Source organism: Synechococcus sp. ROS8604, assembly GCF_014279655.1.
Classification (GTDB): Bacteria; Cyanobacteriota; Cyanobacteriia; order PCC-6307; family Cyanobiaceae; genus Synechococcus_C.
Window position 1 is genome coordinate 2,281,655 of the sequence record NZ_CP047946.1, and the last position, 25,117, is coordinate 2,306,771.

Annotated in this window: 26 protein-coding genes, 1 tRNA gene and 1 pseudogene; 15 read left to right on the plus strand and 13 right to left on the minus strand. The window is 55.2% G+C overall.

Features of this window, described 5'->3' with window-relative positions:
* Positions 1–96 precede the first annotated feature (96 nt).
* Together prmA and serA are read right to left on the minus strand one after the other, a co-directional pair.
* Positions 97–990 carry a 50S ribosomal protein L11 methyltransferase gene (gene prmA, locus SynROS8604_RS12360; RefSeq protein WP_186544219.1) on the minus strand — a complete coding sequence of 298 codons (894 nt, stop codon included), beginning with the start codon at positions 988–990 and terminating at the stop codon, positions 97–99.
* Positions 990–2,576 (minus strand): phosphoglycerate dehydrogenase, encoded by a 1,587-nt coding sequence (gene serA / locus SynROS8604_RS12365; RefSeq protein WP_186544220.1) that lies wholly within the window; start codon positions 2,574–2,576, stop codon positions 990–992. Before serA ends, prmA begins: the two co-directional genes overlap by 1 nt.
* A 146-nt stretch (positions 2,577–2,722) precedes the next feature.
* On the opposite strand from serA, the gene SynROS8604_RS12370 reads away from it, so the two are divergent.
* The 6 genes from SynROS8604_RS12370 (at position 2,723) to SynROS8604_RS12395 (ending at position 7,657) form a co-directional block, all read left to right on the plus strand.
* Entirely contained in the window at positions 2,723–3,280 is a 558-nt protein-coding gene (locus tag SynROS8604_RS12370; protein ID WP_186544221.1) for a hypothetical protein, read from the plus strand.
* The gene (locus SynROS8604_RS12375; protein WP_186544222.1) at positions 3,277–4,056 is read left to right on the plus strand and encodes a photosystem II S4 domain protein; all 780 of its coding nucleotides are present in this window, start codon (positions 3,277–3,279) and stop codon (positions 4,054–4,056) included. The genes SynROS8604_RS12370 and SynROS8604_RS12375 overlap by 4 nt, the downstream gene beginning before the upstream one ends.
* 96 nt (positions 4,057–4,152) lie before the next feature.
* A tRNA-Val gene (locus tag SynROS8604_RS12380) sits at positions 4,153–4,224 on the plus strand.
* Positions 4,225–4,251: 27 nt separating this feature from the next.
* Positions 4,252–5,652: a UDP-N-acetylmuramoyl-L-alanine--D-glutamate ligase gene (murD, locus tag SynROS8604_RS12385; protein WP_186544223.1), complete on the plus strand. Its 1,401-nt coding sequence runs from the start codon at positions 4,252–4,254 to the stop codon at positions 5,650–5,652.
* 780 nt (positions 5,653–6,432) lie between these two features.
* Complete coding sequence (locus SynROS8604_RS12390) at positions 6,433–6,903, plus strand: EVE domain-containing protein (protein WP_186544224.1); 471 nt, start codon at positions 6,433–6,435, stop codon at positions 6,901–6,903.
* Positions 6,887–7,657 carry a hypothetical protein gene (locus SynROS8604_RS12395; protein ID WP_186544225.1) on the plus strand — a complete coding sequence of 257 codons (771 nt, stop codon included), beginning with the start codon at positions 6,887–6,889 and terminating at the stop codon, positions 7,655–7,657. Before SynROS8604_RS12390 ends, SynROS8604_RS12395 begins: the two co-directional genes overlap by 17 nt.
* Here SynROS8604_RS12395 and SynROS8604_RS12400 read toward each other — a convergent pair.
* From SynROS8604_RS12400 to SynROS8604_RS12415, 4 genes are all read right to left on the minus strand, one after another.
* Positions 7,609–7,842 carry a DUF2811 domain-containing protein gene (locus SynROS8604_RS12400; RefSeq protein WP_071778057.1) on the minus strand — a complete coding sequence of 78 codons (234 nt, stop codon included), beginning with the start codon at positions 7,840–7,842 and terminating at the stop codon, positions 7,609–7,611. The genes SynROS8604_RS12395 and SynROS8604_RS12400 overlap by 49 nt on opposite strands.
* A gap of 397 nt (positions 7,843–8,239) precedes the next feature.
* A complete protein-coding gene (locus SynROS8604_RS12405) occupies positions 8,240–8,608 on the minus strand; it encodes a DUF1818 family protein (protein ID WP_186544226.1) in 369 nt (122 codons plus the stop codon).
* Complete coding sequence (locus SynROS8604_RS12410; protein ID WP_011620178.1) at positions 8,605–8,832, minus strand: DNA-directed RNA polymerase subunit omega; 228 nt, start codon at positions 8,830–8,832, stop codon at positions 8,605–8,607. The genes SynROS8604_RS12405 and SynROS8604_RS12410 overlap by 4 nt, the downstream gene beginning before the upstream one ends.
* 26 nt (positions 8,833–8,858) lie before the next feature.
* A complete protein-coding gene (locus tag SynROS8604_RS12415) occupies positions 8,859–9,143 on the minus strand; it encodes a hypothetical protein (RefSeq protein WP_006854290.1) in 285 nt (94 codons plus the stop codon).
* A gap of 39 nt (positions 9,144–9,182) precedes the next feature.
* Here SynROS8604_RS12415 and SynROS8604_RS12420 point away from each other — a divergent pair, with 39 nt between their 5' ends.
* The 3 genes from SynROS8604_RS12420 to SynROS8604_RS12430 all read left to right on the plus strand — a co-directional run bounded on the left by SynROS8604_RS12420 (position 9,183) and on the right by SynROS8604_RS12430 (position 12,005).
* Positions 9,183–10,814 carry an Hsp70 family protein gene (locus SynROS8604_RS12420; RefSeq protein ID WP_186544227.1) on the plus strand — a complete coding sequence of 544 codons (1,632 nt, stop codon included), beginning with the start codon at positions 9,183–9,185 and terminating at the stop codon, positions 10,812–10,814.
* A 111-nt stretch (positions 10,815–10,925) separates the two neighbouring features.
* Positions 10,926–11,732, plus strand: coding sequence for a hypothetical protein (locus tag SynROS8604_RS12425; RefSeq protein ID WP_255445049.1), 807 nt, complete (start codon positions 10,926–10,928; stop codon positions 11,730–11,732).
* Between the two features lie 51 nt (positions 11,733–11,783).
* On the plus strand, positions 11,784–12,005 hold the full coding sequence (locus SynROS8604_RS12430) for a ferredoxin-thioredoxin reductase variable chain (RefSeq protein ID WP_006854293.1): 222 nt from the start codon (positions 11,784–11,786) through the stop codon (positions 12,003–12,005).
* 11 nt (positions 12,006–12,016) lie between these two features.
* Here SynROS8604_RS12430 and pyrR read toward each other — a convergent pair whose 3' ends face one another.
* A complete protein-coding gene (gene pyrR / locus SynROS8604_RS12435) occupies positions 12,017–12,586 on the minus strand; it encodes a bifunctional pyr operon transcriptional regulator/uracil phosphoribosyltransferase PyrR (RefSeq protein ID WP_006854294.1) in 570 nt (189 codons plus the stop codon).
* Between the two features lie 146 nt (positions 12,587–12,732).
* On the opposite strand from pyrR, the gene gpmI reads away from it, so the two are divergent.
* Together gpmI and secG are read left to right on the plus strand one after the other, a co-directional pair.
* The gene (gene gpmI / locus SynROS8604_RS12440; RefSeq protein ID WP_186544229.1) at positions 12,733–14,364 is read left to right on the plus strand and encodes a 2,3-bisphosphoglycerate-independent phosphoglycerate mutase; all 1,632 of its coding nucleotides are present in this window, start codon (positions 12,733–12,735) and stop codon (positions 14,362–14,364) included.
* A gap of 13 nt (positions 14,365–14,377) precedes the next feature.
* The gene (secG, locus tag SynROS8604_RS12445) at positions 14,378–14,608 is read left to right on the plus strand and encodes a preprotein translocase subunit SecG (protein ID WP_006854296.1); all 231 of its coding nucleotides are present in this window, start codon (positions 14,378–14,380) and stop codon (positions 14,606–14,608) included.
* A gap of 288 nt (positions 14,609–14,896) precedes the next feature.
* Here the strand turns inward: secG and SynROS8604_RS12450 are convergent.
* The 5 genes and pseudogenes from SynROS8604_RS12450 to groES form a co-directional block, all read right to left on the minus strand.
* A pseudogene (locus SynROS8604_RS12450) lies at positions 14,897–16,384 on the minus strand (IS5 family transposase); the annotation flags it as partial.
* A gap of 174 nt (positions 16,385–16,558) precedes the next feature.
* Positions 16,559–16,897, minus strand: coding sequence for a hypothetical protein (locus SynROS8604_RS16060; protein WP_255445050.1), 339 nt, complete (start codon positions 16,895–16,897; stop codon positions 16,559–16,561).
* Entirely contained in the window at positions 16,833–17,927 is a 1,095-nt protein-coding gene (locus SynROS8604_RS12455; protein WP_255445051.1) for an ammonium transporter, read from the minus strand. The genes SynROS8604_RS16060 and SynROS8604_RS12455 overlap by 65 nt, the downstream gene beginning before the upstream one ends.
* A 236-nt stretch (positions 17,928–18,163) precedes the next feature.
* Positions 18,164–19,795, minus strand: coding sequence for a chaperonin GroEL (groL, locus tag SynROS8604_RS12460; protein ID WP_186544230.1), 1,632 nt, complete (start codon positions 19,793–19,795; stop codon positions 18,164–18,166).
* Between the two features lie 69 nt (positions 19,796–19,864).
* Positions 19,865–20,176: a co-chaperone GroES gene (groES, locus tag SynROS8604_RS12465; RefSeq protein ID WP_006854300.1), complete on the minus strand. Its 312-nt coding sequence runs from the start codon at positions 20,174–20,176 to the stop codon at positions 19,865–19,867.
* A gap of 221 nt (positions 20,177–20,397) precedes the next feature.
* Here groES and atpD point away from each other — a divergent pair, with 221 nt between their 5' ends.
* Both atpD and atpC read left to right on the plus strand, forming a co-directional pair.
* Positions 20,398–21,861, plus strand: coding sequence for a F0F1 ATP synthase subunit beta (gene atpD / locus SynROS8604_RS12470; protein WP_186544231.1), 1,464 nt, complete (start codon positions 20,398–20,400; stop codon positions 21,859–21,861).
* Positions 21,862–21,934: 73 nt separating this feature from the next.
* Entirely contained in the window at positions 21,935–22,342 is a 408-nt protein-coding gene (gene atpC, locus SynROS8604_RS12475) for an ATP synthase F1 subunit epsilon (protein ID WP_006854302.1), read from the plus strand.
* A gap of 184 nt (positions 22,343–22,526) precedes the next feature.
* Here atpC and SynROS8604_RS12480 read toward each other — a convergent pair whose 3' ends face one another.
* Complete coding sequence (locus SynROS8604_RS12480) at positions 22,527–23,087, minus strand: 30S ribosomal protein PSRP-3 (protein ID WP_186544232.1); 561 nt, start codon at positions 23,085–23,087, stop codon at positions 22,527–22,529.
* Between the two features lie 93 nt (positions 23,088–23,180).
* Here SynROS8604_RS12480 and SynROS8604_RS12485 point away from each other — a divergent pair, with 93 nt between their 5' ends.
* Together SynROS8604_RS12485 and SynROS8604_RS12490 are read left to right on the plus strand one after the other, a co-directional pair.
* Positions 23,181–23,972 (plus strand): TIGR01548 family HAD-type hydrolase, encoded by a 792-nt coding sequence (locus tag SynROS8604_RS12485; RefSeq protein ID WP_186545972.1) that lies wholly within the window; start codon positions 23,181–23,183, stop codon positions 23,970–23,972.
* Entirely contained in the window at positions 23,972–25,114 is a 1,143-nt protein-coding gene (locus tag SynROS8604_RS12490) for a calcium:proton antiporter (protein WP_186544233.1), read from the plus strand. The genes SynROS8604_RS12485 and SynROS8604_RS12490 overlap by 1 nt, the downstream gene beginning before the upstream one ends.
* The last annotated feature ends 3 nt before the right edge of the window (positions 25,115–25,117 follow it).

Consider the following 25,117-nt stretch of genomic DNA (forward strand, 5'->3'; position numbering starts at 1 on the left):
ACCGAACCCTTCTACATCGGACAGACACCTTGATACGGGATTCATCAGGGTTTTCCGTCCAAGCCCAATCAAAGACGGAGCATTGATAAGAAGGGCTTATTGAATGAGTCGCTTGATTTCGAGCAGGCCCCAGCGTCCTTGTTCCCCGATTGGCCTTGCCTGCCAGCCGCATTCAGCTAAAACCTCAATCAGCCGAGGCGCCTGATCCACCAACAAACCACTCAGCAGGCCGCGGCCTGTGGACTTGAGCACCGAAGCGAACTGCGGGGCTAAAGCTTCGATCACCGGAGCAAGGATGTTGCAGAGGAGCAAATCCGCCTCCTCTCCGTTCAACAGGGCCGCGAGCGCATCGATCGATCCATGGCTGACGCGAAGTTGTTCGGCTGTCAAAGCGTTCAGGCCAGCATTGTCTGTGGTCGCCCGAACCGCCAATGAGTCGGTATCAGCCGCAAACACCTCACGCGCGCCAAGGGCCAAGGAAGCCAAGCCCAACACTCCACTCCCACAGCCCAAATCAGCCACCCGCTGATCGCGTGGAGGCATCGCCTCAAGCGCTTCAAGGCAGAGGCGGGTGGTGGGATGACTGCCGGTTCCAAAAGCACTTCCAGGGTCCATCTTCAAGACCAAGCGGTGGGCGTGCTCTTCAGGGACCTGCAGCCATGCCGGAAGGATCAACAAGCGCTGACCCACGGGATCGGGTTGCCAATGCTTTTTCCAACTAAGACTCCAGTCTTCGTCGGCCAACTCCTCCCAAAGCGGCTCTGCCAAGGCCAGTCCGAACGTGGCCGCCATCGGGCGAAGGCTGTTCAGCAACTGGTCACGTTGATCTTGCGGCCACTCCGACGCTGGTAGCCATGCCAGCAACGTGCGCTGATCTGGCGACTCAGGGGCATGTTGAACGGCCAAGCGATGCAGCCCAAGGGACTCCAGCTTCCAAAGCAAGGACTCCTCAAGGACTGGAGGCAGGGGCAGGGAAAGGCGCCACCACATCACAGCGTGACGGGGTGGGCTTCCTGAATGCCGTTAATGCTGTGAATGGTGGTCAACAGAGCGGGAGGAATCGGGTCATCAATGCTGAGAACCATCACGGCATCCCCACGCACGATGCGACGCCCCACCTGCATGGAAGCGATGTTGACGTTGTGCTCACCAAGAAGGGAGCCGAGGTGACCAATGATGCCTGGCATATCGCGGTGCCTGGTGAACAGCATGTGACGGCTTGGCGGAACATTCACGGGGAATTCATCAATGCTGGTCACGCGTAAATCACCATCTGCAAACACCGCACCGGTCACGCTGTGACCTCCCTGACCACCGCGAGTGGTGAGCTGCAGAGACCCACCCGCAAAATCACGGCTGGCATCATCTTTAATTTCCAGCACATGAATGCCGCGGCCCTTGGCCTCCAACGATGCATTCACGTAGTTAATCCGATCTCCCAGTGCCGTGCTGAGCAAGCCCTTCAGAGCCGCCACTACCAGGGGTTGTGAGGGGTGGCTGGCGAATTCGCCTTGCAAACGCACCTCCAACTCCTGAATCGGCCCGCCACTGAGTTGACTCACGAGCAAACCGAGCGTTTCGGCCAGCTGGAGATGGGGCTTGAGGCGCTCCATGATCTCGGCACTGAGGCCTGGGATATTCACGGCGCTGCGGGCAGGCAGTCCCAGCAACACATCACGAATTTGTTCGGCGACATCAACCGCCACATTTTCTTGAGCCTCTTCCGTGGACGCTCCGAGGTGAGGGGTCAACACAAGACCTCGCTCCACAGCGCGCAGAGGGGAGTCTGGAGCTAGCGGTTCAGATGCAAACACATCCAGACCGGCTCCAGCGATCACTCCGGATTCAATTGCTTCCGCGATCGCAGGCTCATCGACAATTCCACCGCGCGCACAATTCACAATCCGTGCCGTACTTTTCATCGTGCGCAACAGCTCGGCATTGACCAGATTTTCTGTATCCGGCGTACGCGGAATGTGCAGGGTGATGTAATCGGCCTGCTGGAACAGAGCCTCCAGAGTGGTGAGCCGCACCTGCATCTGTTGGGCACGCTCTGCGGAGATGAACGGATCAAACGCGATCACCTCCATACCCATCGCTTTCGCGACGCGAGCGACGTGGGAGCCAATTTTGCCCAACCCCACCACGCCAAGCGTTTTTTTATAGAGCTCATTCCCCACGTATTTTTTGCGATCCCAGGCTCCAGACCGCATCGAACCGTGGGCTTGGGGCACGTGACGAGACACCGACAGCAACATCGCAAGCGCATGCTCCGCCGCGGCGATCGTGTTGCCCTCGGGTGAATTCACCACCAACACCCCGCGCTGCGTCGCCGCAGGCACATCCACGTTGTCGACCCCCACACCCGCACGGCCGATGATCCGCAACCGATCAGCAGCCTCAATCACATCCGCTGTGACCTGGGTGCCCGAACGGATCATCAGGGCGTCGTAATCGCCAATGATCGATTTGAGCTCTTCCGGTGACAACCCAACGCGCTGATCGACTTGAGCCACTTGGCTAAGGATGTCGAGCCCCGCCTGATCAATGGGGTCTGAAACGAGAACTTTTGTCATCCAGCGGCGGGAGAAAGCCACCATTAACTGTAGAGATCAGCCCGAACGGTCTTTTCCAAGTGTCTTCCAGCCCAAACAGTTCCAAGAGAATCGGCTCCAGGGGCAACAGTTCCGAGCGAGAATGAAAGCTCGGCTGCTGATGTTTGATGCCCGTTTGCGTTCTGGTTCTCAATGAGCGCACTGCTGCCGACCGTCTTCGCCTGTCGCTCCAAGAGTTAGGCACGCCATTGCTTCGCGTCGCCCTCGTCGCACCCGCCCCCGGGAAAGGCGCTGAGCCACAGCAGCAAGAATCCGCCTCTGGTTCTGATCTCCCTGCTGAGGCGATGGACGATGTGGACCTGCTCAACCCCAATCTGGCCCGCAGTCTCCGTCAAAAGTCGATGGCACGCTGGTTGATGCCCTTCGGGTTTTTCGCCGGCGCCACCTTCACCCAGATCACCACGCTCGATACGTTTGCGAGCTTTGGTCCCTGGGGTGCAGCCTTTATTGGGGGATTATTGGGCATGGGGTCGGGCCTGATGGGCAGCTATGCCGCCGCCGCCAGCGTGCCGTCGGAAAACGAGGATGGCGTAAGAATCCTGCGCAATCGACACCTCGAAGGCTGCTGGCTCCTGCTTCTAGAAACGAGGCCCGGGTTGGAATTGCCTTGGCAAACCGTCCAAAAGGCACGTCCCCAGCAAGTGGTTCGGCTCAGCGAACTATGAGCCTCCCTCGCGACGCGCTGCTTCGGTCCTGCAGGCATCCCACAACGATGGCCGCCTTGATCGACATTGCGGAAGACGTTCTGAAGACCTGGCAACCCCGATGGAGTCCTTTTCTCTCAGCCCTCATGCTGGAAGATGCCCATCAGCTTGGGGCCCTGGCAGAACTGAAGATCAGCCGTAATGGCGGCTACCCAGGAGCCGAGCGACAACGGTTGCTCATCCAACATGCGGCGTCCCCAGAGCCTGAGCCCCCTTGTCCTTTGGCGGGTCTCAACGTGGAGGGAAACTTCCTGTTCGACCCAACCTCACCCGACGAGATGCGCCTGGCCCTGCAAGGCATCGGGGTGGATGACGCGGCTCTCGGTGATCTATGGATCCGTGGAGACAGGGGTGCTCAGGCCATTTGCACTCCGGAGGCCGCGGCCCTGCTGCAAGGCCAGCGAGGCAGCGTTCGCGAGGTGATGATCGCCTGCGAATCTTGGCCACTCGAGGCCCTGCAATGGCCTATTCAGCGGGCTGCTCGCCGCTTGAGCAGCGTTGAAGCTTCATGCCGTCTTGATGCCATTGCCTCTGCCGGCTTTGGCATCTCTCGCTCAAAGGCCGTGAAACAAATTAAGGACGGGCGGTTGCGCCTCAACTGGGAACCGGTGCGGCTGGCAAGTCGCGATTTAAAAGTGGGAGACCGCCTGCAACTTCAAGAAAGAGGCAGCATCGAGGTCATGAACATCGAACGCACGAAACGGGAGCGATGGCGCATTGACATCCTCCGCCAATAAGTGGAGGGAATTCTGAGGGCACTCCAACTGCTAACTTCAGTGCCTGGTTGAGCCATTTATCAACCACCCGTCTCAAAGGACAAATTTGAGAATTGGGGGCGATTAGCTCAGAGGTAGAGCACTACCTTGACACGGTAGGGGTCACTGGTTCGATTCCAGTATCGCCCACTTCCCTTTAGGGACAGGAGTAGGACAATGGCATGCAGCTTGATCGTGGGGCTTGGCCGCTCCGGGGTCGGCGCAGCGCGCCTTCTTCATGCCCAAGGTCATCAGGTTGTTGTTCTCGAAAGGGATAACGGTCCCGAACAACAATCCAAAGCCCAACAACTAAGCGATCAAGGCATCCAAACCGAATTGGGATGCCCTCTGGAATTTTCCAGCTTTCAACCTTGGCTAGATCAAGTTGAGCAAGTGGTGATTAGCCCAGGGATCCCTTGGGACCATCCCACCTTGATGCAGCTACGCAACCACGGCGTGACGGTGAGAGGTGAAATGGCCGTGGCTTGGCAAGCCCTTCGCGATTGCCCTTGGATTGGAATCACCGGCACCAATGGCAAAACCACCGTGACGCACTTGCTGCATCACGTTCTCAACCAAGCCGGACTGCATGCGCCGATGGCGGGGAATGTGGGCCATTCCGCCGCCGAATTAGGGCTGCAATGCATGGATCCATCCCAAACCAAACCGGATTGGATCGTGATGGAGATGAGTAGCTACCAAATTGAATCGGCGAATGAAGTGAGACCAACCATCGGCATTTGGACCACGCTGACGCCCGACCATTTGGAACGGCACGGCTCCATGGCTGCCTATCGAGACATCAAACAAGGCCTGCTTCAACGCTCCAAGCATGCCGTTCTCAATGCCGACGACACCGACCTAAAGAGCAGGCAGGCTCACTGGCCGGATGCCCAGTGGGTTAGCTCTGCACAAACGAACCATGAGCCATTCAATCTTGAGCTTTGGGTGAACCCAGAGGGTTTCGTTTGCAATAAAAAAGGTGCCCTCTTTCCAGCCAATGCTCTAGCCATGCCTGGCGAACACAACCGCCAAAACATGCTGCTCGTCACCGCAGCTGCCTTGCAAGCTGGATTAGAGCCGCAAGCGATTGAGCGCGGCTTGCGCAGTTTCCCTGGAGTGCCCCATCGCCTAGAGAATCTGGGATCGCTCCACGGAATGAACGTCTTCAACGACAGCAAAGCCACGAATTACGACGCGGCTGCCGTTGCACTTCAAGCCGTACCAGGCCCAATCATTTTGCTTGCCGGTGGATTGTCTAAACAAGGCGATGCCAGTGGATGGCTGCAATTGCTTCAAGGCAAGGTTTGCTCCATCGCCCTATTCGGAAGTGATCGAGATGTTTTATCAGGCCTGATTCGCGGCTCCGGCTATACAGGAGACTTGACATCTCACTCCACCATGACGGATGCCGTGACAGCAGCGATTGAGCAAGGGAAAAACAGAAATGCCGCCTCTCTGCTGTTATCACCCGCCTGCGCAAGCTTCGATCAATACAGGGATTTTGAAGCACGCGGCAATCACTTTAGGGAGATGATTAAGCAATACTCTCATAGCCCATCAACGCGAGCAAACTAAGCCCATACGAGCGGTTTACCTGGCAAATCCATAGCCTTCTAAATCAAGGTTATCAGGATCAAGGTACGCTAGAAAGCTTTTAAAAAATATTTACTAAGACAGTGAAGACCCTATCCATTCGAAGTCCAGACAACCCAGAGTTCGACTCCTGCGATCCTTTCTCAGCACAGCAAACAATTCTCTCGAAAATCCAGACAAGCACCAGGCGCATACCCTAAATTCGTTGAATGAAGACATCAAAACGCCTTCTACCCTTCGTCCTCTTTGTCTTCTTGGTGTCTTGCAACGCCAAGGAAGCCAAAGATCAACAGACTTGCTTTCTTTACAACTCTGACAAAATTGACGCCGTCGAAGCTCTCGAACGCTTAGGGCTTCAGCCCAACACGAACGGGCAAAGGTTTGAGCCAGTTGAAACAACCTGTGCTTCCTTCAAGAATTCTCCTTGAAAGGGCGAAAAGCCCTTCTTCTAAGCAAGACAGATCCCTTTCCCCCAAGCAGACGGACTCGAACAAAACGAGGGAGATAATGATGATGGCCCCTCTTTTACTTAAAGCCATTTCACTTATCAGATAAAGCCATTAGCCAATCAACACCACAAGAAGATAGAGACATTTAATCAATGCATTTCCAAGAATAAGAACGAGTATTCGTGGCAACCACGCTGGATTGATCGGCACGAACAGCTAAAATCGATTGACTCCCGGGGCAATCTTCAAAGAATGCCGCGCATACGACCTGAGTAATGCACCCCCATCATCCCGCCTCTTCAAACTTTTCATCATGAATAAAGCCTCCTACTGGCTCATGAAAAGCGAGCCAAATGTTTACGGCATTGAACATTTAAGGGATGAAAAAGTTACACTATGGGATGGAATCAGAAACTACCAAGCCCGAAACTTCATGCGAAAGATGAAGGTCGGAGATCAAGCTTTTTTCTATCACTCGAATTGTAAACCTCCAGGAATTGTTGGTCTCATGGAAGTTACAGAAACGGGCCTTGTCGATCCAACCCAGTTTGATGTCAGTTCTAAATATAACGATCCAGCCTCCAAGCAAGAGTCTCCACGCTGGGATTGCGTGAAACTTGCCTATCGCGGCCAGTTTTCTGACATGCTGACCCTAGATGATCTCCGCGAGTCCTACCAAGCAGACCAGCTAACCGTCGTTCGTCGCGGAAATCGCTTGTCCATTCTTCCGGTTGACACAGAAATCGCGATGGATTTATTAAAGAGACTTGGACCACTTCAATGATCCGCTCGGAAGGATTTCTACTGAGCGACTGCCGATTGCCACCATTATTCCCAGGGCCTGGATTGGCTTCAGGAAAGCGCCCTGGTCCTTCATCGGACTGACAGCCTTGATGCTGATCAGCCTGACGGGCTTAGGGGTGATCGCACGAGATCTCCAACTCAGCAGCAATCGTTTCCTTCAATACACGGGCGATCTTGTGCTCGTGATGGCGGCCCTTGTTCCGCTCGCGCCCCTCTTAGCGCTTCTGCAGCTGGCAGATGAACACTTACCAGGGGGATTGGATCGAGACCCAGAGCAACCCGCGGCAAGACGCCGATTTTTTTGGCTTCTAAAGCAGACCTGCGGCCTCGTGGTTCTAGAGGTCCTCATCGGCATTGGAGGGATCAGCTCGATTCGTCTTTTGAGTCAGTTTTTGGCCCCCCATAGCGGCGTTCTTGCCAGCTTGGCCTTCCTGTTGGGTGGTGTCAGCATCGCCATCTGGATGATTGGCCAACTGCTCTCCATTCCGTTGCTGATCCATCACGGCTATCGGCCACTCCGAGCCATGGAGCACAGTCGCAAACTCGTTCAGGCCAATCGCCTCAAAGTTATGGCCTTGCTGGGACTTCTTCTAGGAATCAACTTGCTTGGCCTCATGGCCGCGAGCCTTGGGCTGCTCTTGAGTCTTCCGTTTAGCGCCCTCTTGTTGATGGCCAGTTGCCGGACTCAAACGCCTTGGCGAAGGGAGTCGCGACGAAACATTTTGCCGACGTAAAGGCGGGTGAGCTCTCTGGAGTCCACCCCATTCTGAACAAGAAATCCCGCCAAAGCGGCCTGCACGAGTCGGTACTGATCCCAATTCGGACAACGCTCAATAAAGTCCGCCATGGCCTGGTGCAAAGGCAGGGGCATCTCAGCTTGAAAACTGACGATGTCTTCACCCTGGATGGGCTCAGGCATTGCTTGGCCTGCACCAACTGCAACGGACTCAACAACCTGATCAGTCACCAATTGGCCTTGAATCACTCCTCGTCCCTCATCACGACGCCCCAAATCTATGGCCTGTTCTCCACAATCACAAGGGGCCGTCAACATAAGCCGCGCAGGCCATTGCCAACCACTCCGCCCCTGCGACCTAGGCCAAAAGAGCAGTCCAGGACAAGTGTTTTCCCTTCTCAAGGGAGTCCACTTGCCGCACTCGGGCAATAGCACACAATCTCCGAAACCGATGCTTTTCCACAAGGCGAAGGCCTCCACTCAAAACAGCCAGCGAGCCTGTGGAAAAGCTGTGCAATGGGGCTGTCCCAACGTGGAGAAATCAATCAATCCTGATTGATTAGACCAGTTAATAAAATCTTCAATCCCAAACCGTTCTCAGCGCAGCCAGGAAAGCTTGAGCCGCTGGAGCAGGCCAAGCGCCCTCGAGCCCTCGACTCCGCATCCCCTTGCCTTGAAGCACCACACGCAGCCCCCAGTGGTCACGGGTGCCATCAAGGCACCCCCACCACTCCTGCTGTTCCAGCTCCAAGGTGATGGATTCTTCCTCCATCAACTGATCACAAATCAGCTTGTGTTGATGGTCGAGCTCAACAAGAAGGGCCTGCAGCCCCTTCATTTCCATCTCAGTAAGCTCGACAGCCCAAAGTTCCCCTCCGATGAGGAAGGGAAAGCCGTCACGGCTGAAATCACGGGCGAGACGCCAGCCAGGCCCCTCCTCTTGGATCATCCAGGCAGGAGATCAGGCTGATCCTGCTCGTCGGAAAGCTCAACGATTGCGCGATGAACCGGCTTCACACTGGATTCCTCTAAAAGCCCGTCGAAGTCGTCAAAACGTCGCTGCTTAGCGCGAAAAGCGATTTTGACTGTTGTCAGATAACGGTTGGTGGACTGACGAATCAAGCTCTCACCCCGCTTCGCGAGGTCCTTTGAGTCCACACCTGCAGAAATCATTCCCATCTAGTCATCGACACTTCACTCTATGTGAGCAAATCGCTGTGAAACGGAACCTGCATGGGATAAGCGCGTTGGGGACGACCCGGCACTCGCAAAACGATCTGGCGGCCTAACCCCATCGCGAGGAGTGGACGTCTCAGGTGCGTCATCAAACCACTCACCTCTTCAAGGTGCTTCCCATCCATGCACTCAATACGAATGCATCCCCAACTACGGGACATCCGGCAATCACGTAACGGTTCCAACTCAGCTTCAATCTCTGGGTCCTCCCTGTAGAAGGAAAACACCAAGCGGCTCAACCGATCCATCGCTAGGCCCCGTAGCCTTAACTCCTTATCAAGATGGCCATGGCTGAGGATCAGCCCCTAAAGGACGAACAAAACCTTCATCTTTCTCTTCAAGGAACACTGGCCATCGACCTTGGGAGCACCAATACGGTGGTGGCCTTTCACGACGGCAGCGCCTCCCCCCCCCAACTCCTCGATCTCGCCCCGATCAGTCAACGACCGGGGGAAGTCCCGAGCCTCATCTGGAGCAACGCTCTTTCCAACCATCAGCCTCTCGTTGGCCGGCAAGTCCTCGACAGCGGACTCTCCGATGGCACATCCCCGGAACTTCATCGCGACTTCAAGCGCTGGATCGGCGTCTTAGACAAAACCGACCTTCCAGCACATCCCCTCAGCCCTGAGCAAGCTGGCGAGATTCTTTTGCACCAGATCTGGAAACGCCTACCCACGACCGTGTCGGTGAAGCGGCTGGTGCTCACAGCTCCAGTGGATCAGGCGCTTGGTTATCGCCAATGGCTGTTGCAGGCCTGCACGATCCTTCCGGTTGATGAGGTGGCTCTCGTGGATGAGCCAACAGCCGCGGCCATGGGCGCAGGACTGCCTGCAGGCTCCAAGTTGTTGGTGGTGGACCTAGGCGGGGGGACATTGGACCTCTCCCTTGTCGCTTTAGAAGGAGGCGAGGGAAGAGCAGCTCCACTAGCGCAGCTGTTGCGCTTTCGGGGACGTGATCTCAAAAACAGCAAGCAAACCTTGCGCTCGGCAAGGGTCTTAGGGAAAGCCGGCATCGCCTTGGGTGGCAGGGATCTCGATCACTGGATCTTGGATCACCTTTTTCCAAACGATCCGGATCTAATTCTGAGAAGTCAGACGAGCCTTTTGAATGCGGCTGAACGCTTGAAATGCCGCCTGAGCAGCCCTGATGTCGGAAATGAGGAGACCCTCAGCGAGTTAGCGAGCAGCATCGACCTCGCGCAACCCATCACCTTGTCGCTTAATCGCAACCAACTCCACGCGCTGTTTGAGCGCCGGGGATTGATCAAGGTTCTTGAAGGGCTGCTCGATCGCACATTGGCCTCGGCCCGCCAACAAGGCTGCAGACCGGAAGACCTCAACGCCGTCGTCGCCGTTGGAGGAGGAGCCCATCTTCCGCTGGTGCGCCAATGGTTATCAGAGACGATGCAGCCGGTGCCATTGCTGACGCCACCACCCGTTCAAGCCGTGGCCACTGGTGCTCTCAATCTCACTCCAGGGGTAAGGATCAGAGATCTCCTCCAAAAAGGCGTGTATTTGCGCTGCTGGGATCGTCGCAGTCGTGCCCATCACTGGCATCCCTTATTTCTGAATGGCCAACCATGGCCCTCGCTTCAACCCTTGGTGCTGAACCTGAGCGCAAGTCGCAGCCATCAACAGGACATCGAGCTCGTGCTCGGTGAGCCCCAGGGCGAGCGGCGTCACGAAGTGGTGTTCGTTGGAGGGCTTCCCACGATTAGGGACAACAGCAACGTTCCGGACACCATTCAGCCTCTTCCAAGCAAGACCATTCGTCTTCAACTCAATCCCGTTGGCCAACCAGGTGAAGACTGCCTCCGCCTAGCTTTTCAACTTGATGACGATGCTCAACTTGTGATGAGCGGGGAAGATTTAAGAACCGGTTTGGCCATCGAACCGTGCACTCTGATAACTGTGCAGTGAACAGTCCGTCCACATAGCGTTGAGAGTCCTTTCTCCCCTCCATAGAAAGGAGTTTCTCTAAAGAGGCTTTGGACTTTGGCGCTGCGTCGCCACCTGCCACATTTTTGGATCATGGCGACCCTTGGTGGAGTCGCAGCACTTTGTGCTGGAGCTTATTTATGGGAGCAACAGCTGCCGCGGAAATTGAGTCGGGCGCTTGCAGCTAACGACCTGCCTGCCTGCCTGCGCTACGGAGAACAATTAGCTGCCTTGCGTTGGCTCGGCCAGAAAGCGCCCGAAGAGCTTGCCGTATGTCGACGCAGACTCGCTCAACAAACCTGGGATCAGGCTGATCCAGGTCGAGCTCTGCTCCTTCAAGAGCAGCTCGTGAATTCAGGCGTTGGCTCTCCACAGCAAAAAGAACAAGATCAACAACAGCTCAAACGCTGGCGTGATCAGCTACGCGAACAGGCTCTCGCTCAATTTCGCGCTGGCAAGTTAAACGAGGCATTGACCATGCTTCAGCCGCTGGAGAAGCACGATGGACGCCCCGGAAGTCACTTAAGTGACGGCTTGAAGGAGAGCTGGAATCGCAATCGCCTTCAGCTGGAACAGCTGAGAGAGCATGTGAACCAAGAACAATGGTGGGAGGCACTCAGCGCCCTCAACCAGCTCGATCATCCCTGGTGGCAACGCCAAGCCGAACCCATGCGTCAGGAAGTCGAGCAGGCCATTGACGATTTAAGGGACCAGAAAGAGCACCACAGCCACGGAGCCTTGCCGGCTCACACGGTGGCGAGAAATCAATTGAACGAGGCAGTGGATGCCCACATCCGCGAGGGCATGGCTCCCTGGGAGGCATTCATGGCCGGTTGCAGCGATCTAGGCGGCACCATCGTTGAGGACGGTCCTGAGACGCTCTGTCAGGCCAAGAATTAAGGCCTTGTTTTGACTTCCCGTGAGACAATCGCCTGACTTGAACCGATGTCCATGCAGCCGGGTGACAAGGTTGTCGTCTCCACCAGCGTTGTGGTTTTCAACCACCCCCAACATCGAGGAGAAAGTTTCGATATGGAAGGAAGTGAGGGAGAGGTTTTCCAGGTGCTCGACGATTGGAAGGGGCGTCCCATCAGCCCAACGCTTCCGATTGTTGTGGCTTTTGGTCGCTACAAGGCCCACTTCCGAGTTGACGAGCTAACCCCAGCCGGGTGAAGCAAGCCTGATCATTCAGGGTTGTTTTCATGAACGCGTCGAAGGAAAACTCCCTCCTCCCCATCCAAACCAAGCAGGCGCAGTTCAATCGTTTCCGATTGACGCGTCGGCACGACCCTGCCGCAAAAATCCGGATGGATTGGCAATTCGCGATGGCCTCGGTCCACCATGACCAGCAAGGACACTCGCCGTGGTCTGCCCCAGGCCTGGATGGCCTCCAAGGCGGCTCTCACGGTTCGCCCCGTAAAAACAACGTCATCCACGAGCACGACATCCCTTCCCTCCACGCTCACGGGCAGGTCGGTGGCCTGAACCATGCGCACACCCACACGACCTAAATCGTCGCGATGAAATGTGGGGTCAAGAGTGCCCGTAGCCACAGCGTGACCGCTCTGATCTTGTAAAGAGCGAGCAAGGACACCCGCCAATTGAACTCCGCGGGTTGGGATCCCCAGCAACACCAGAGATTCCACGTTGGGCACGGACTCCAACACCTGGGACGCCAGACGCGTCACCGTTTTTCGCAGCTCATCCGCAGAGAGAATTTCAATCCGATCATTCCCAACGTCTCGATCTGCCATCGCTTTCTTTTAAGGCGATCAGTGTATGAATGATTTTCCCCAGCACGATCAGCTTTTGCAAACCTGCAAGGCACAAATCAGAAGCTTTTGGGCAGCAGGGAGGTAACTTGAATCTGTAGAGGGACTTAAGAACTGAGATTGACGGAGTGAACGTACCGAACAACCTCGAACAAAATCTTCCTCGCAACGCTCCCGTTGCACCTGTGGTTCTTGCGATCCTGGACGGCTGGGGAATTTGTGACTCCACTGAGCACAACGCCATCCGCAGCGCGTCAACTCCTGTCATCGATGCGCTCTGGCATGCCTATCCCCACGCCCTGATTGAAGCGAGCGGATCCCATGTGGGCCTTCCCGACGGTCAGATGGGCAATTCAGAAGTCGGGCATCTCACCATTGGAGCCGGTCGGATCATCCGGCAAGAGCTGGTGCGTATTAGTGAAACCGTGCGCGAACGGCGGCTTGGCAGCACCGCAGCGCTTCAAACCGTCGCCGACCGTCTCCGCAGCACTGGTGGCACCCTGCATCTGCTCGGTCTCTGCTCCGATGGCGGCGTACACAGCCATGTAGACCACGTTTGCGGACTGCTCGAATGGGCGGCAGAAGAGGGGCTTAAGAGCGTGGCCATCCACGCCATCACGGATGGACGAGACACGCCAACCCAAAGTGCACCGACACACCTGAGCAAAATCCAAGCCGCAATCAGCAGCCATGGAATTGGACGAATTGCCAGTCTCTGCGGGCGCTACTGGGCAATGGATCGTGACCATCGCTGGGAGAGAACAGAGCGGGCCTATGCCCTCCTGACGGATCCTGACTTGGCCAGGACCGACGCTGAGCCCTTATCCGCACTGACCAGCAGCTACGACCAAGACATCACCGACGAATTCTTAGAACCCGTTCGCGTCTCCGACGATCCACTGCGAGATGGGGATGCGTTGCTGATGTTTAACTTCCGTCCAGACCGAGCCAGACAGATTGTTCAGGCGCTCACACTCCCGGAATTTGACGGTTTCAAGCGTGTGCATCAGCCAAAGCTGGATGTCGTGACGTTTACTCAATACGAAACGGATCTACCAGTCTCCGTTGTCTTCCCACCCGAATCCCTCGATCAGCTTCTTGGACAGGTGGTCGCAGATGCCGGCCTCAAGCAGTACCGCACAGCCGAAACGGAAAAATATCCCCATGTCACCTATTTCATGAACGGGGGAATTGAACAACCCCTTCAAGGCGAAAAGCGACATCTCGTCCCCTCTCCCCGGGTCGCCACCTACGACCAAGCTCCTGCGATGTCCGCAGACACGCTCACCGAAAGCTGCGTTGCCGCTATCCAGCAGGGTGAACACTCCCTGGTTGTCATCAACTATGCCAACCCCGACATGGTGGGGCATACCGGCCTGATGGAAGCCGCTACGCAAGCGATTGAGACCGTTGATCGCTGCATCGGCAAGTTGCTGGATGCCGTTGGGCGAATGGGTGGCACCTTGCTGATCACGGCAGACCATGGAAACGCTGAGCGGATGCAAGGACCGGATGGTCAGGCCTGGACAGCACACACCACCAATCCCGTGCCGGTTATTTTGATCGAGGGAGAGAAACGCAAGGTCCCAGGATTCGGGAATTCGATTCGACTTCGAGAGAATGGGGGCCTTGCCGATATTGCGCCAACGCTTCTTCAACTGCTCAACTTGGACAAACCCGAAGCCATGACGGGCATTTCCTTGATTGAACCGATCGAAGCCTCAGCTCCAGCAACGACCAAGCTGCCACAACCCGTTTAAGTAAGATCCACTCATGCTTACGACTGTTCTCTCTTGGGTCTGGATCGGCAGTGGTGCCGTTCTGATTCTTCTCGTTCTCCTGCACAGTCCCAAAGGGGATGGAATGGGAGGTATTGCGGCAAGTGGAAGTTCATCGTTCACCAGCTCTAGCAGTGCAGAAGCAACGCTGAATCGCATTACCTGGACAACACTTTCATTTTTCCTCGCACTCGCTGTGATTCTGAGCGCAGGCTGGCTCAGCTAAATCCTCGGCTCAATCTAATGTCATCCCATCCCGTCAATTCATCGTTCACGCACGCATGAATTGAGTCTTAAAAGACGAGTTAAAGACCATATATTTGGAACAAAATCCCCGTTGTTTTAATTTTTTTTCGTCGGCTCAGCAGGGTTTTTTTAGGGCTTCCTGAGAAAGTGAGTTACAGGAGAGATGAAGCAGAACGAACTGGCCTGAGCAGCAATTGAGCGATGCTCAAGCCCCGTTCACCTGATAACTCAGCCCTCTGTTGTTGGAGCTCAAAGCCCGTGCAGCAGAGACCATGAGTTGCCAGCAGAGTGCACAAAAGAGATAAAGAAGCTCCAGCAGCTTCTCGAGGTTCATCACCAGCACATTCAGTGCAATCATTGAACCCTGGGTGATGGCGAGCTTCTCACGGATCAGACCCAATCCAAAGCGCCGCTTGCCTTGTCCAATCTTGCCTTCAACGGCATTCCTTTGGCGCTGGTCATCGATGAACTGCTGCTTCTCGGCGGCTACCAACTAAGGATCGTTCTTCGGCCGTCCCAGAGGCGGGCCGCTTCAACGGATTCCATGACGCTGACAGAAAGCTCGATTGGCGCGAGATCTGGTCAGCACAGATCACTTCCGGGTAATGACCGTGACGGCGGCGATAGGCCATTGCTTGAGCCTTGAGGTCTTCTCCTTCGTTGTAGGGGTCATAACTCAGGCGATCGAGAAAAGTGAATCCCTCGCTGCTGACAGAGATTGAGATCTACCGTAACCGGAAGCCCTTTGGGCTAGGGCTCCAAACTCAACATTGCAACGAGCTTTCCCACGAACAATCGGCCTGATATGGGCCTGGCCGAGACTGACGATGCGATCAGGGATGCTTCTACTGTCTGCGTGATAGAGAATTGTCTGCTGGCGGACCAGCTCGCTGATCACCAGCAACTTCTGATAGATATGCCGTCCGGCGGCCAGAAGGCATCCACCACAAGCGATCAGGCTGTCGATGCTCGCCAGATTCCGCTTGAGGTAGCCAAGCTGCTGCTTGATGGCCTTGCGTATCTTGTTGATACGGGGTCTCTTTTTCTTCTCAACAGCAAGAAACTGCCGCCTCGCCTGTTTGCGGTGCGTACGCGGCTTATGGCCAAAGCTTTCTCTGACCTGAGGATGCATCGCATCAATCAGAATCTCAGTCGCCTCCCTCGCTTCATTGAGCAGTGATAGATCTGTTGGATGACGGATATCTACAGGCGCGCAGGTGGCATCGATCAAAAGTGATCCCTGATTAGGCTGCTTCTGCGAGGATGATTTTGGCTGGCCTGCAGAACTGGTCGATCCACCACCACTGCCATTGATATCGCCTGGGCCCTGGAAATCGGATGAGCGAATCACTTTCGGGCCATGGCGCACAATTCGTTCATTGCAGTCATTCACAACGGCTTCCGGTAGGCGCTTGCGGAAATAGACCATCATCGATGAATCGAACGGCGCCGAATACTGGAATGCTTCCAGGCCGATGAAGAACTGGAAGTATGGGTTTTCCTTGATCTGCTCGACCAGTTCTTCATCCGTGAGCCCGAGACGGGCCTTGATGATCAATGCAACCAGTGCCATTCGAAAGGGTTTTGCCGGTGCTCCAAAGCCCTTGCAAAATTGCGCCGCATAGTCGGCCTCCAGCGCGTCCCACAGGATCAGCTAAGCCAGCTTGATCCAGCGATTGTCACCTGAGAGTTGTCCACCAAATGGCAGGAAGAAATCCTTGAACGAGAGCTGATGACGATGCTCGCGCCGATACATGTGGAAAACTCCGGGCGGCTTTTGGGCGCAAATGGACCCGTTTGCGTACATTTTACCGCCAGAAATTGCTCAGATCCATTGGGGCGCAAATGATCTGGCTTTATTCAGAAGACCCTTTTTAAAGAAGCGTGATGATGCCCTGGGCCTTGCAGGTGGACATCATCACGAGAGGAATCAAGACAGCTGCCGTAGCGATTCACTGGAATTGAGGAGAACCAACCCGTTCGGCATAGGCCTCTTCTCCATGGGCCTGCACATCATTCCCAGGTTTTCTGCTTCTTCTGACACCCGGAAGCGCAGACCCAGACCCCTCAAAACGAACGCGATCAAGAACGTGCCAACAGCTGCCAGGCCATAGGCCACCAAGACGGCTTGCAGTTGCCCAACAATCAGAGCACCCCGTCCCTGTTCGATCAGAACGTTGGCAGCAGGATGCCCAGCAATCAAGTCAGAACTGGCAAAAACACCCGTTAGCAAGGCGCCAATCGTGCCCCCCCACACCGTGAACCGCATAGGTATCGAGAGAATCATCAAATCGAAGTCTCACTTTGAGCTGAACTGAGGCAAAGCAAAACAACGACGTGATGGCACCAATGGCCATTCCCGCACCGGGGGTGACAAACCCAGCCGCCGGGGTAACACCAACCAAGCCAGCGACAGCACCTGTGGCCATACCAACAACGGTGGGTTTGCCACTCCTCCACGTCTCGATCAAAGACCAAGCCACAAAGCCCGCGGCTGCTGAGATGTGTGTTGTCGTAAACGGCAACTCTGCACCGGCTACCGCCAACTGACTTCCACCGTTGAAACCAAACCAACCAAACCAAAGCAGACCCGTCCCCAGAAGAATCTGACTGACATCGTGAGGAGGACGCACGGCCTTAGGCCACTGACGGCGCGAGCCCACCAGCCCAGCGAGCACCAAGGCCGATACGCCAGAACTGATATGAACCACCGTCCCACCGGCGAAATCAAGATCTTTACCAAGGAAGCCCCCACCCCAAACCATATGGGCCAAAGGGGCGTAGACCAGCAACAACCAAATCGGGCTGAACACACACCAAAACTTGAAACTGATCCGCTCCACCAGCGCACCCGAGATCAAAGCAGGCGTGATGATCGCAAACATGCCCTGAAAGAGCGCAAAGGTGAGACCTGAGATCGCCAGTCCATCCCAGACGGGAGGCACGTTCTCCAACAAAGCAAAGGAGAACGGATTAGCCACCACAGCTTGCAAGGCACCCCCATCGGAGAACGCAAGACTGAATCCAAAGGTGACCCACACCAACGTGGCAAGTCCCATCATCACGAAGCTCATCGCCATCGTGTTCAGTACGTTTCGAGATTGGACAAACCCGCCGTAGAAAAACGCCAAACCAGGCGTCATCAACAGCACCAAAGCCGAGGACGTCAGAATCAGGGTGTTGTCAGCTGCCAAAAGGGCCGTCTCTCCGGCGTAGGCAGGAAGCAAGGCAGCACTCAATAGTTGAAGTGCTGCCACCACCCATAGGGCGATGAGGAATCGACGAAGACGGGACGACAAAAGAGCCCTTTTGTATTCAGATACCGACGCAAGCCAAAGCTTGAAAAATTGTTCACTCTGAACAATTTTTCAAGCTTTGGCGAATCGAACGACCCTGATCAGATTTCATTCTCTGAAGGCGTCACGCTGCGTAACTGATCGCCCCCGCCATTAAAAAGGCACCCGTGAAGGCGCCAGATATGTTGCTAGTTGGTGTCTGATCCGTATCAGAGGGTGTTTCCACCCCCTCATTAGGGTCAGTAGTCGAAGTCGCCGCCCATACCACCGCCACCAGCAGCAGCTTCTTTCTTCTCAGGCATGTCAGCCACGATGCATTCGGTGGTTAGCACCATGCCAGCGATCGATGCAGCATTTTGCAAACCAGAGCGGGTCACCTTGGCCGGATCAACAATGCCAGCAGCAAGCATGTCGACGTAGTCACCATTGGCGGCGTTATAGCCCTCGTTAAAGGACTTGGATTTGACGTTTTCGGCAACGACAGCACCGTTCACACCAGCATTTTCAGCGATGCGCATCAAGGGAGCAGTCAGCGCTGAGGCCACAATGTTGGCACCGATCAACTCTTCGCCAGAAAGGTTGGCGGCTGCCCACTCTTCCAAGATTGGTGCCATGTGAGCCAAGGTTGTACCGCCACCAGGAACGATGCCCTCCTCAACAGCTGCCTTTGTGGCGTTGATGGCATCTTCCAGACGAAGTTTCTTGTCCTTCATCTCGGTTTCAGTGGCTGCTCCCACCTTCACAACAGCAACGCCACCGGCCAACTTGGCTAACCGCTCTTGGAGCTTCTCCTTGTCGTAGGTGGAATCGGTCTCATCCATCTGCTTCTTGATCTGCTCGCAACGCATTTTCACAGCCACCTCATTGCCTTCGGCAACAATCGTGGTGGTGTCTTTGTTGATGGTCACGCGGCGGGCAGTGCCCAACATCTCCAGCTTGGCATTTTCCAGCTTGAGACCTTGGTCTTCCGTGATCAGCTGACCGTTGGTCAGGACTGCCATGTCTTCGATCATCGCCTTACGGCGATCACCAAAACCAGGAGCTTTTACGGCCGCCACATTGAGCACACCGCGCAATCGGTTCACCACCAAGGTGGCGAGGGCTTCTTTCTCGATGTCCTCGGCAATGATCAGAAGAGGCTTTCCAGTACGAGCAATTTGCTCAAGGACAGGTACCAAGTCTTGTACCAAGCCGATCTTCTTATCAGTTAAGAGGATGTAGGGCTCGTCCAAAACCGCTTCCATCCGTTCCGTATCTGTTGCGAAGTAAGGGGAGATATAACCCTTATCGAAACGCATACCCTCGGTGACCTCAAGCTCGGTCTCCATGGATTTCCCTTCCTCAAGAGAAATCACACCTTCTTTACCAACTTTATCCATGGCGTCGGCAATCATTTTGCCAACCTCTTCGTCATTACCTGCAGAGATCGTGCCAACCTGAGCGATTGCATTGCTGTCTGCAATTGGCTTAGCGTTTTCTTGGATCTTCCCGACCAAGAAATCGGAAGCCTTATCAATACCCTTCTTCAGAGTGATTGCGTTGGCGCCAGCTGCCACGTTACGAAGGCCAGCTTTCACCATGGCATGAGCCAAAACGGTGGCCGTTGTGGTGCCATCACCAGCAGCATCGTTGGTTTTAGATGCGGCCTGACGAATGAGAGAAACACCGGTGTTTTCGATGTGATCCTCAAGCTCGATCTCTTTGGCGATCGTTACTCCATCATTGATGATTTGAGGAGCACCAAATTTCTTCTCAAGAACCACATTGCGACCCTTGGGGCCTAGGGTTACTGCGACAGCTTCGGTGAGAATGTCGATGCCTTTTTCGAGAGCACGGCGAGCATTCTCGCTATAGATAATTCGCTTAGCCATAGGAGGCGATTAAAAAGATGTAAGAGGAAAATTCAGTCGTTTCTGAGATAAAACTCAGAGAGATTGCGGTCAACCCACAACAGCAAGAATGTCTTTCTCGGACAACAGGACGTACTCGTCGCTGCCAAGCTTGATATCTGTACCGGCGTATTTGCTGTACAGAACCTTGTCGCCAATGCTGACTTCAGGAGCCTGACGGCTTCCATCGTCGTTGGACTTACCAGGACCCACTTGGACAACTTCACCCACCTGAGGCTTCTCTTTGGCCGTATCAGGAAGGAGAATGCCGCCTGCAGTCTTCTCTTCGGATTCAGAGATTTTTACGAAGACGCGGTCTCCAAGAGGCTTAACGGTGGAAACGCTGAGAGAAACAGCTGCCATAGGTATTTGAGAAGCAGGGACAGGGCGCTCGGCGCCGCTCGATCGACGCGAGTTAGCACTCGGGATCGATGAGTGCCAAAGCTAGGTCGGTGCATGGGTCAAGCACCAGCGGTGACCTGTGCGGGTGACCGAACAGCGAGAGCAACATCAAGACGGTGTTAAGGTTCTGCCGCTCAGGAAGGGATCGTCCTGTTGCGCGTCCCTCTCACTTCTCCTTACTTATGGCCGCTGCTGCTCCTGCCTCTACCGGTTCCAAGGGCGTTGTCCGTCAGGTAATCGGACCGGTTCTGGACGTGGAATTTCCAGCCGGCAAACTCCCCAAAATTCTCAATGCGTTACGTATTGAGGGCACCAACACTGCTGGTGAAAAGATCGGCCTAACCGCCGAAGTCCAGCAATTGCTTGGTGACCACAGAGTCCGTGCGGTGGCCATGAGTGGCACCGATGGTCTTGTGCGCGGAATGGAAGCCTTGGACACTGGCTCACCCATCTCTGTCCCTGTGGGAGAAGCCACCTTGGGCCGAATCTTCAACGTGCTCGGAGAGCCCGTTGACGAGCAAGGCCCCGTCAATACCGACGTCACTTCCCCCATTCACCGCGAAGCTCCCAAGCTCACTGAACTCGAAACCAAGCCCAAGGTGTTCGAGACAGGCATCAAGGTCATCGACCTTCTCGCCTCTTACCGCCAAGGAGGCAAAATTGGCCTCTTCGGTGGTGCCGGAGTTGGCAAAACCGTTTTGATTCAGGAGCTCATCAACAACATTGCCAAAGAACACGGCGGCGTTTCTGTGTTCGGCGGTGTGGGTGAGCGCACCCGCGAAGGCAACGACCTTTACGAAGAATTCAAGGAGTCCGGCGTGATCAACGCCGACGATCTCTCCAAGTCGAAAGTGGCCCTCTGCTACGGCCAAATGAATGAGCCTCCCGGCGCTCGTATGCGCGTAGGTCTCTCAGCTCTGACCATGGCCGAGCACTTCCGCGATGTGAACAAGCAGGACGTTCTGCTCTTCGTGGATAACATTTTCCGCTTCGTGCAAGCCGGTTCTGAGGTTTCTGCTCTCTTGGGTCGGATGCCTTCAGCTGTGGGCTACCAGCCCACCCTGGGTACTGACGTGGGCACTCTTCAGGAGCGGGTCGCTTCCACACTGGAAGGCTCCATCACCTCCATTCAGGCCGTTTACGTCCCTGCTGACGATCTCACCGACCCCGCTCCTGCCACAACATTTGCTCACCTCGATGCAACAACGGTTCTGAACCGTGCCTTGGCTTCGAAGGGTATCTACCCCGCGGTGGATCCTCTCGATTCCACAAGCACCATGCTTCAGCCAGCCGTTGTGGGCGATGAGCACTACCGCACAGCACGTGCTGTTCAATCCACCCTTCAGCGTTACAAGGAGCTTCAGGACATCATCGCCATTCTTGGCTTGGATGAACTGTCTGAAGACGATCGTCAGACTGTGGATCGTGCTCGCAAAATCGAGAAGTTCCTATCCCAGCCCTTCTTCGTTGCCGAAATCTTCACCGGAATGCCTGGCAAGTACGTGAAGCTTGAAGACACCATCAGTGGCTTCAATCAAATTCTTGCTGGGGAGCTCGACAGCCTTCCAGAGCAGTCTTTCTATCTGGTCGGCAACATCGACGAAGTCAAAGCCAAGGCCGAGAAGATCGCGGCTGAAGCCAATTGATCCCCATCGGGGCGCTTGCGCGCCCCGAACATGATCAACAACTCGCTTTCCAACTCTCCGCAGTCTTCTTTCCATGTCCCTCACCCTCCGCGTTCTGGCACCAGACCAGAGCGTGTTCGATGGTTCGGCCGATGAGGTGATCCTTCCCAGCACCACCGGTCAAGTCGGCATTCTTCCTGGCCACGTTTCCTTGCTCGCAGCGCTCGACGTTGGAGTTTTAAGAGTTCGTACCGATAGTAATTGGCAATCCATCGCCCTGATGGGTGGCTTTGCTGAAGTTGAATCCGATGATGTCACCGTTTTGGTGAACTCAGCCGAACTCGGCGTCAATATCGATTCCACATCAGCTGAAAGTGATCTTTCCGCTGCACGCACTGCTGTCACCAAGCTCGAAGGCCAGCCCTCCACTCCTGAAAAAGTGAAAGCGCAGCAGCTTTTTGAACGAGCCAGAGCACGCGCCCAGGCAAGCAAATCAACCTAAGTTGTAAAAAACAACGCCGGATCTGAAAAAAGCACCCTGAACAGGGTGCTTTTTTATGGATTGAATGTGTCTCCCAAAACTGATTTCAACATTCAACATTCCCCGTCGCAAAGACATAAAAAAGCCCCGTCGAAACGGGGCTAAAAACATGATCATTAAACGAAGAGCCTTCGTTCCGTTCCAATCAGGCAGTACCGCAAAAAGTAACGTCGGGGAACTTGAGTTTTGCTTCGTCAAGGCTCTTGCCTTTGCCTTCTTCTTGCCAGTAGTTAATGACCTCAGTGGCCTTGTTCAAAACTTCAACACGCTCGTTATCAGTGATCCAGCTTTTGCCTTCCAACTCACTTTTGAGAGTCTCCCAAGCATCTTCACGAGGCCAGAAGAAATAAGCCGTCAGTGGGCTGGGGCCACCGCCAACAATCTGATCAACCGCCAAAGCCACGTTATCAGGAAGCCAGAGAATCTTCAGCAAGAAGCGGCCTTCATCGGCTTTTGGGGTGTAGCCAGAGGGAACTCCATCCGCATCGATGGTGGCAGAAGCAAGTGCTGCACTGCCGCCGCGCATCACTGGACGACCTTCTTTGGGCTCCTGCTGCTGATCTGACACTTCACCCTTAGGAGTTGCATCTTCGCCCTGGGGAGCGGCATCACCCGCGGGTGTTGCGCCGGCCTGGGGTGCTGCATCAGATGCTGCTGCCTCTGTTGCGACCTCCTGGTCGACGGCTGCGCCTTCGGAAACCGTCATGGTGTCAGGGCTCAAGGATGAAGGACAAAGAACTAACTTACCAGTTGCTGAAGCCAAATCCCCCTGCAATCTTCAGGATCAAAGCCACAAGCAATCCTGCTTCTCGACATTGATGGCGTTATTCGGGATGTGGCAGGCAGCTATCGCCGTGCACTCCAGGCCACCGTGCATCACTACTGCGGGTGGAAGCCTGGTCACGAGACGGTTGATGCCCTGAAGGGTGAAGGACGCTGGAACAATGACTGGGATGCAAGCCTTGAACTTTTACGTCGGCACGCGCTGACCCATCCCTCACCCAACTCGTCCTCCCATTCAGCGGCCCTACCCAGTCGCACTGATCTGATTAACGTTTTCAGCCGTTTTTACTTCGGATCTGAACCAGAGGGCGATCCCTTTGCTTGGGATGGATTTATTTGCGATGAGCCCCTCCTCGTCGATCGAAACTTTTTTTCAGCCCTGACGAATCGAGACATTCTTTGGGGATTCGTTAGCGGAGCAGAGCCCCCTTCTGCTCGCTTCCTACTGGAACAACGTCTCCGCTTGCAGAACCCTCCCCTGATAGCGATGGGGGATGCGCCAGACAAACCTGATCCAGAAGGACTCATCAGGCTGGCAAGCACCCTTGTGGATGGCAACCTCGGTTCCGACGCACCGCTGATTGCCTATCTCGGTGACACCGTGGCGGACGTCAACACCGTGATTCGAGCCCGGGAGCAGGTCCCGCAACAACGCTGGATGAGCTTGGCGGTTGCACCTCCCCACCTACAACGCCCAGGGCAATCTGAGGCGCGAGCGCACTACGAGCAGACCTTACGGGCTGCAGGAGCAGAGGTGATCCTCACCGACACCCAAGCGGCACTCAACTGGAACCCCACTCAGCGTTGATGCGCAAAGAATGGCCCTTGCTTGTTGGAGCGGTTGTCCTCATCGGTCTCCAAACCACCCATCTCCTGGATTGGCTCTTGCTGCAATCGGCAACGCTCGTCTTAGGCGGATTAGGGGGACTCAGCCTCTTGATTTTGCTGCTGGCGAGACGCATTGCCAGCCAAGCCGATCATCTCGCCGAAAAGCTCGGTGAACCGCTTGGAACGCTTGTGCTCACAGGTTCCGTGATTTTGATCGAGCTGGCTCTCGTCACCAGCACCATGTTGAGCGGCGAAAGCAATCCCACGTTGGCGCGGGATTCGATGTTCTCGGTGTTGATGATTGTGCTCACTGGGGTGAAGGGAATCACCTTGATTTTGGCTTCGCGATTTCAAACAGCGGGGATCACGGAACCCTTCCAAGCAGAAGACATGGCCACCGTCAACCAAAGCGGTGCCTCCACTTACATCAACTTGATTACGACGATGAGCGTGCTTGTGTTGGTGCTCCCTAATTTCAGTGCTGACAGCACAGAAGCCAACTTTTCCCTCCCGATCAACTGGCTTCTCACCGTTGTGGCCATTGGGCTATACGCAGCTTTCCTGCGCTTCCAAACCGGCTCATACCGCAATCTGTTCCTTGAGGCCTCCCAGCGGCTGGAGTTGCCCAAAACCAAGGAGAAAAACGGGCTGACCCAGGCATCCAATGGCGATAACGACTCGGCTCTTCGGAGCGGCGTTCTCATGGCGCTCGGCCTCTTGATTTTGGTTCTGATCGCAGAATCGATGGGGAGCCTGATCGACATTGGCATCAGCGACCTCGGGCTCCCAAGCTCCCTGGGTGGTGTGCTTGTTGGCCTCCTCGTCGTGGCTCCGGAAGCGCTAAATGCCTTCCAAGCGGCCAATCGAGGGGAAGTGCAACGATCTCTCAATACCCTCTATGGATCGTCCTTATCGACGCTTTGCCTCACCGTTCCGACCGTGCTCTTCGTTGGAGAACTCACCAACACCAAGGTGATCCTTGGCCTCAATCCAATGGAATCCGTGTTGCTTGTTCTCACACTGATCTTGGTCCGCCCTCTCAGCGGACGGGTCAGCGAGCTCGATGGCCTGATGCTCTTGTCCGTTGGTTTGGTCTGGATTTCCCTGCAAGTGGTGAGCTGAACG

What these genes read in the sequence shown, in the direction of transcription:
- prmA (WP_186544219.1), bottom strand. Translation starts at nt 990, where the DNA reads ATGTGGTGGCGCCTTTCCCTGCCCCTGCCTCCAGTCCTTGAGGAGTCC.
- serA (WP_186544220.1), bottom strand. Translation starts at nt 2,576, where the DNA reads ATGACAAAAGTTCTCGTTTCAGACCCCATTGATCAGGCGGGGCTCGAC.
- SynROS8604_RS12370 (WP_186544221.1), top strand. Translation starts at nt 2,723, where the DNA reads ATGCCCGTTTGCGTTCTGGTTCTCAATGAGCGCACTGCTGCCGACCGT.
- SynROS8604_RS12375 (WP_186544222.1), top strand. Translation starts at nt 3,277, where the DNA reads ATGAGCCTCCCTCGCGACGCGCTGCTTCGGTCCTGCAGGCATCCCACA.
- murD (WP_186544223.1), top strand. Translation starts at nt 4,252, where the DNA reads ATGGCATGCAGCTTGATCGTGGGGCTTGGCCGCTCCGGGGTCGGCGCA.
- SynROS8604_RS12390 (WP_186544224.1), top strand. Translation starts at nt 6,433, where the DNA reads ATGAATAAAGCCTCCTACTGGCTCATGAAAAGCGAGCCAAATGTTTAC.
- SynROS8604_RS12400 (WP_071778057.1), bottom strand. Translation starts at nt 7,842, where the DNA reads ATGCCTGAGCCCATCCAGGGTGAAGACATCGTCAGTTTTCAAGCTGAG.
- SynROS8604_RS12405 (WP_186544226.1), bottom strand. Translation starts at nt 8,608, where the DNA reads ATGATCCAAGAGGAGGGGCCTGGCTGGCGTCTCGCCCGTGATTTCAGC.
- SynROS8604_RS12410 (WP_011620178.1), bottom strand. Translation starts at nt 8,832, where the DNA reads ATGATTTCTGCAGGTGTGGACTCAAAGGACCTCGCGAAGCGGGGTGAG.
- SynROS8604_RS12415 (WP_006854290.1), bottom strand. Translation starts at nt 9,143, where the DNA reads ATGGATCGGTTGAGCCGCTTGGTGTTTTCCTTCTACAGGGAGGACCCA.
- SynROS8604_RS12420 (WP_186544227.1), top strand. Translation starts at nt 9,183, where the DNA reads ATGGCTGAGGATCAGCCCCTAAAGGACGAACAAAACCTTCATCTTTCT.
- SynROS8604_RS12425 (WP_255445049.1), top strand. Translation starts at nt 10,926, where the DNA reads ATGGCGACCCTTGGTGGAGTCGCAGCACTTTGTGCTGGAGCTTATTTA.
- SynROS8604_RS12430 (WP_006854293.1), top strand. Translation starts at nt 11,784, where the DNA reads ATGCAGCCGGGTGACAAGGTTGTCGTCTCCACCAGCGTTGTGGTTTTC.
- pyrR (WP_006854294.1), bottom strand. Translation starts at nt 12,586, where the DNA reads ATGGCAGATCGAGACGTTGGGAATGATCGGATTGAAATTCTCTCTGCG.
- secG (WP_006854296.1), top strand. Translation starts at nt 14,378, where the DNA reads ATGCTTACGACTGTTCTCTCTTGGGTCTGGATCGGCAGTGGTGCCGTT.
- SynROS8604_RS16060 (WP_255445050.1), bottom strand. Translation starts at nt 16,897, where the DNA reads ATGCGGTTCACGGTGTGGGGGGGCACGATTGGCGCCTTGCTAACGGGT.
- groL (WP_186544230.1), bottom strand. Translation starts at nt 19,795, where the DNA reads ATGGCTAAGCGAATTATCTATAGCGAGAATGCTCGCCGTGCTCTCGAA.
- groES (WP_006854300.1), bottom strand. Translation starts at nt 20,176, where the DNA reads ATGGCAGCTGTTTCTCTCAGCGTTTCCACCGTTAAGCCTCTTGGAGAC.
- atpD (WP_186544231.1), top strand. Translation starts at nt 20,398, where the DNA reads ATGGCCGCTGCTGCTCCTGCCTCTACCGGTTCCAAGGGCGTTGTCCGT.
- atpC (WP_006854302.1), top strand. Translation starts at nt 21,935, where the DNA reads ATGTCCCTCACCCTCCGCGTTCTGGCACCAGACCAGAGCGTGTTCGAT.
- SynROS8604_RS12480 (WP_186544232.1), bottom strand. Translation starts at nt 23,087, where the DNA reads ATGACGGTTTCCGAAGGCGCAGCCGTCGACCAGGAGGTCGCAACAGAG.
- SynROS8604_RS12490 (WP_186544233.1), top strand. Translation starts at nt 23,972, where the DNA reads ATGCGCAAAGAATGGCCCTTGCTTGTTGGAGCGGTTGTCCTCATCGGT.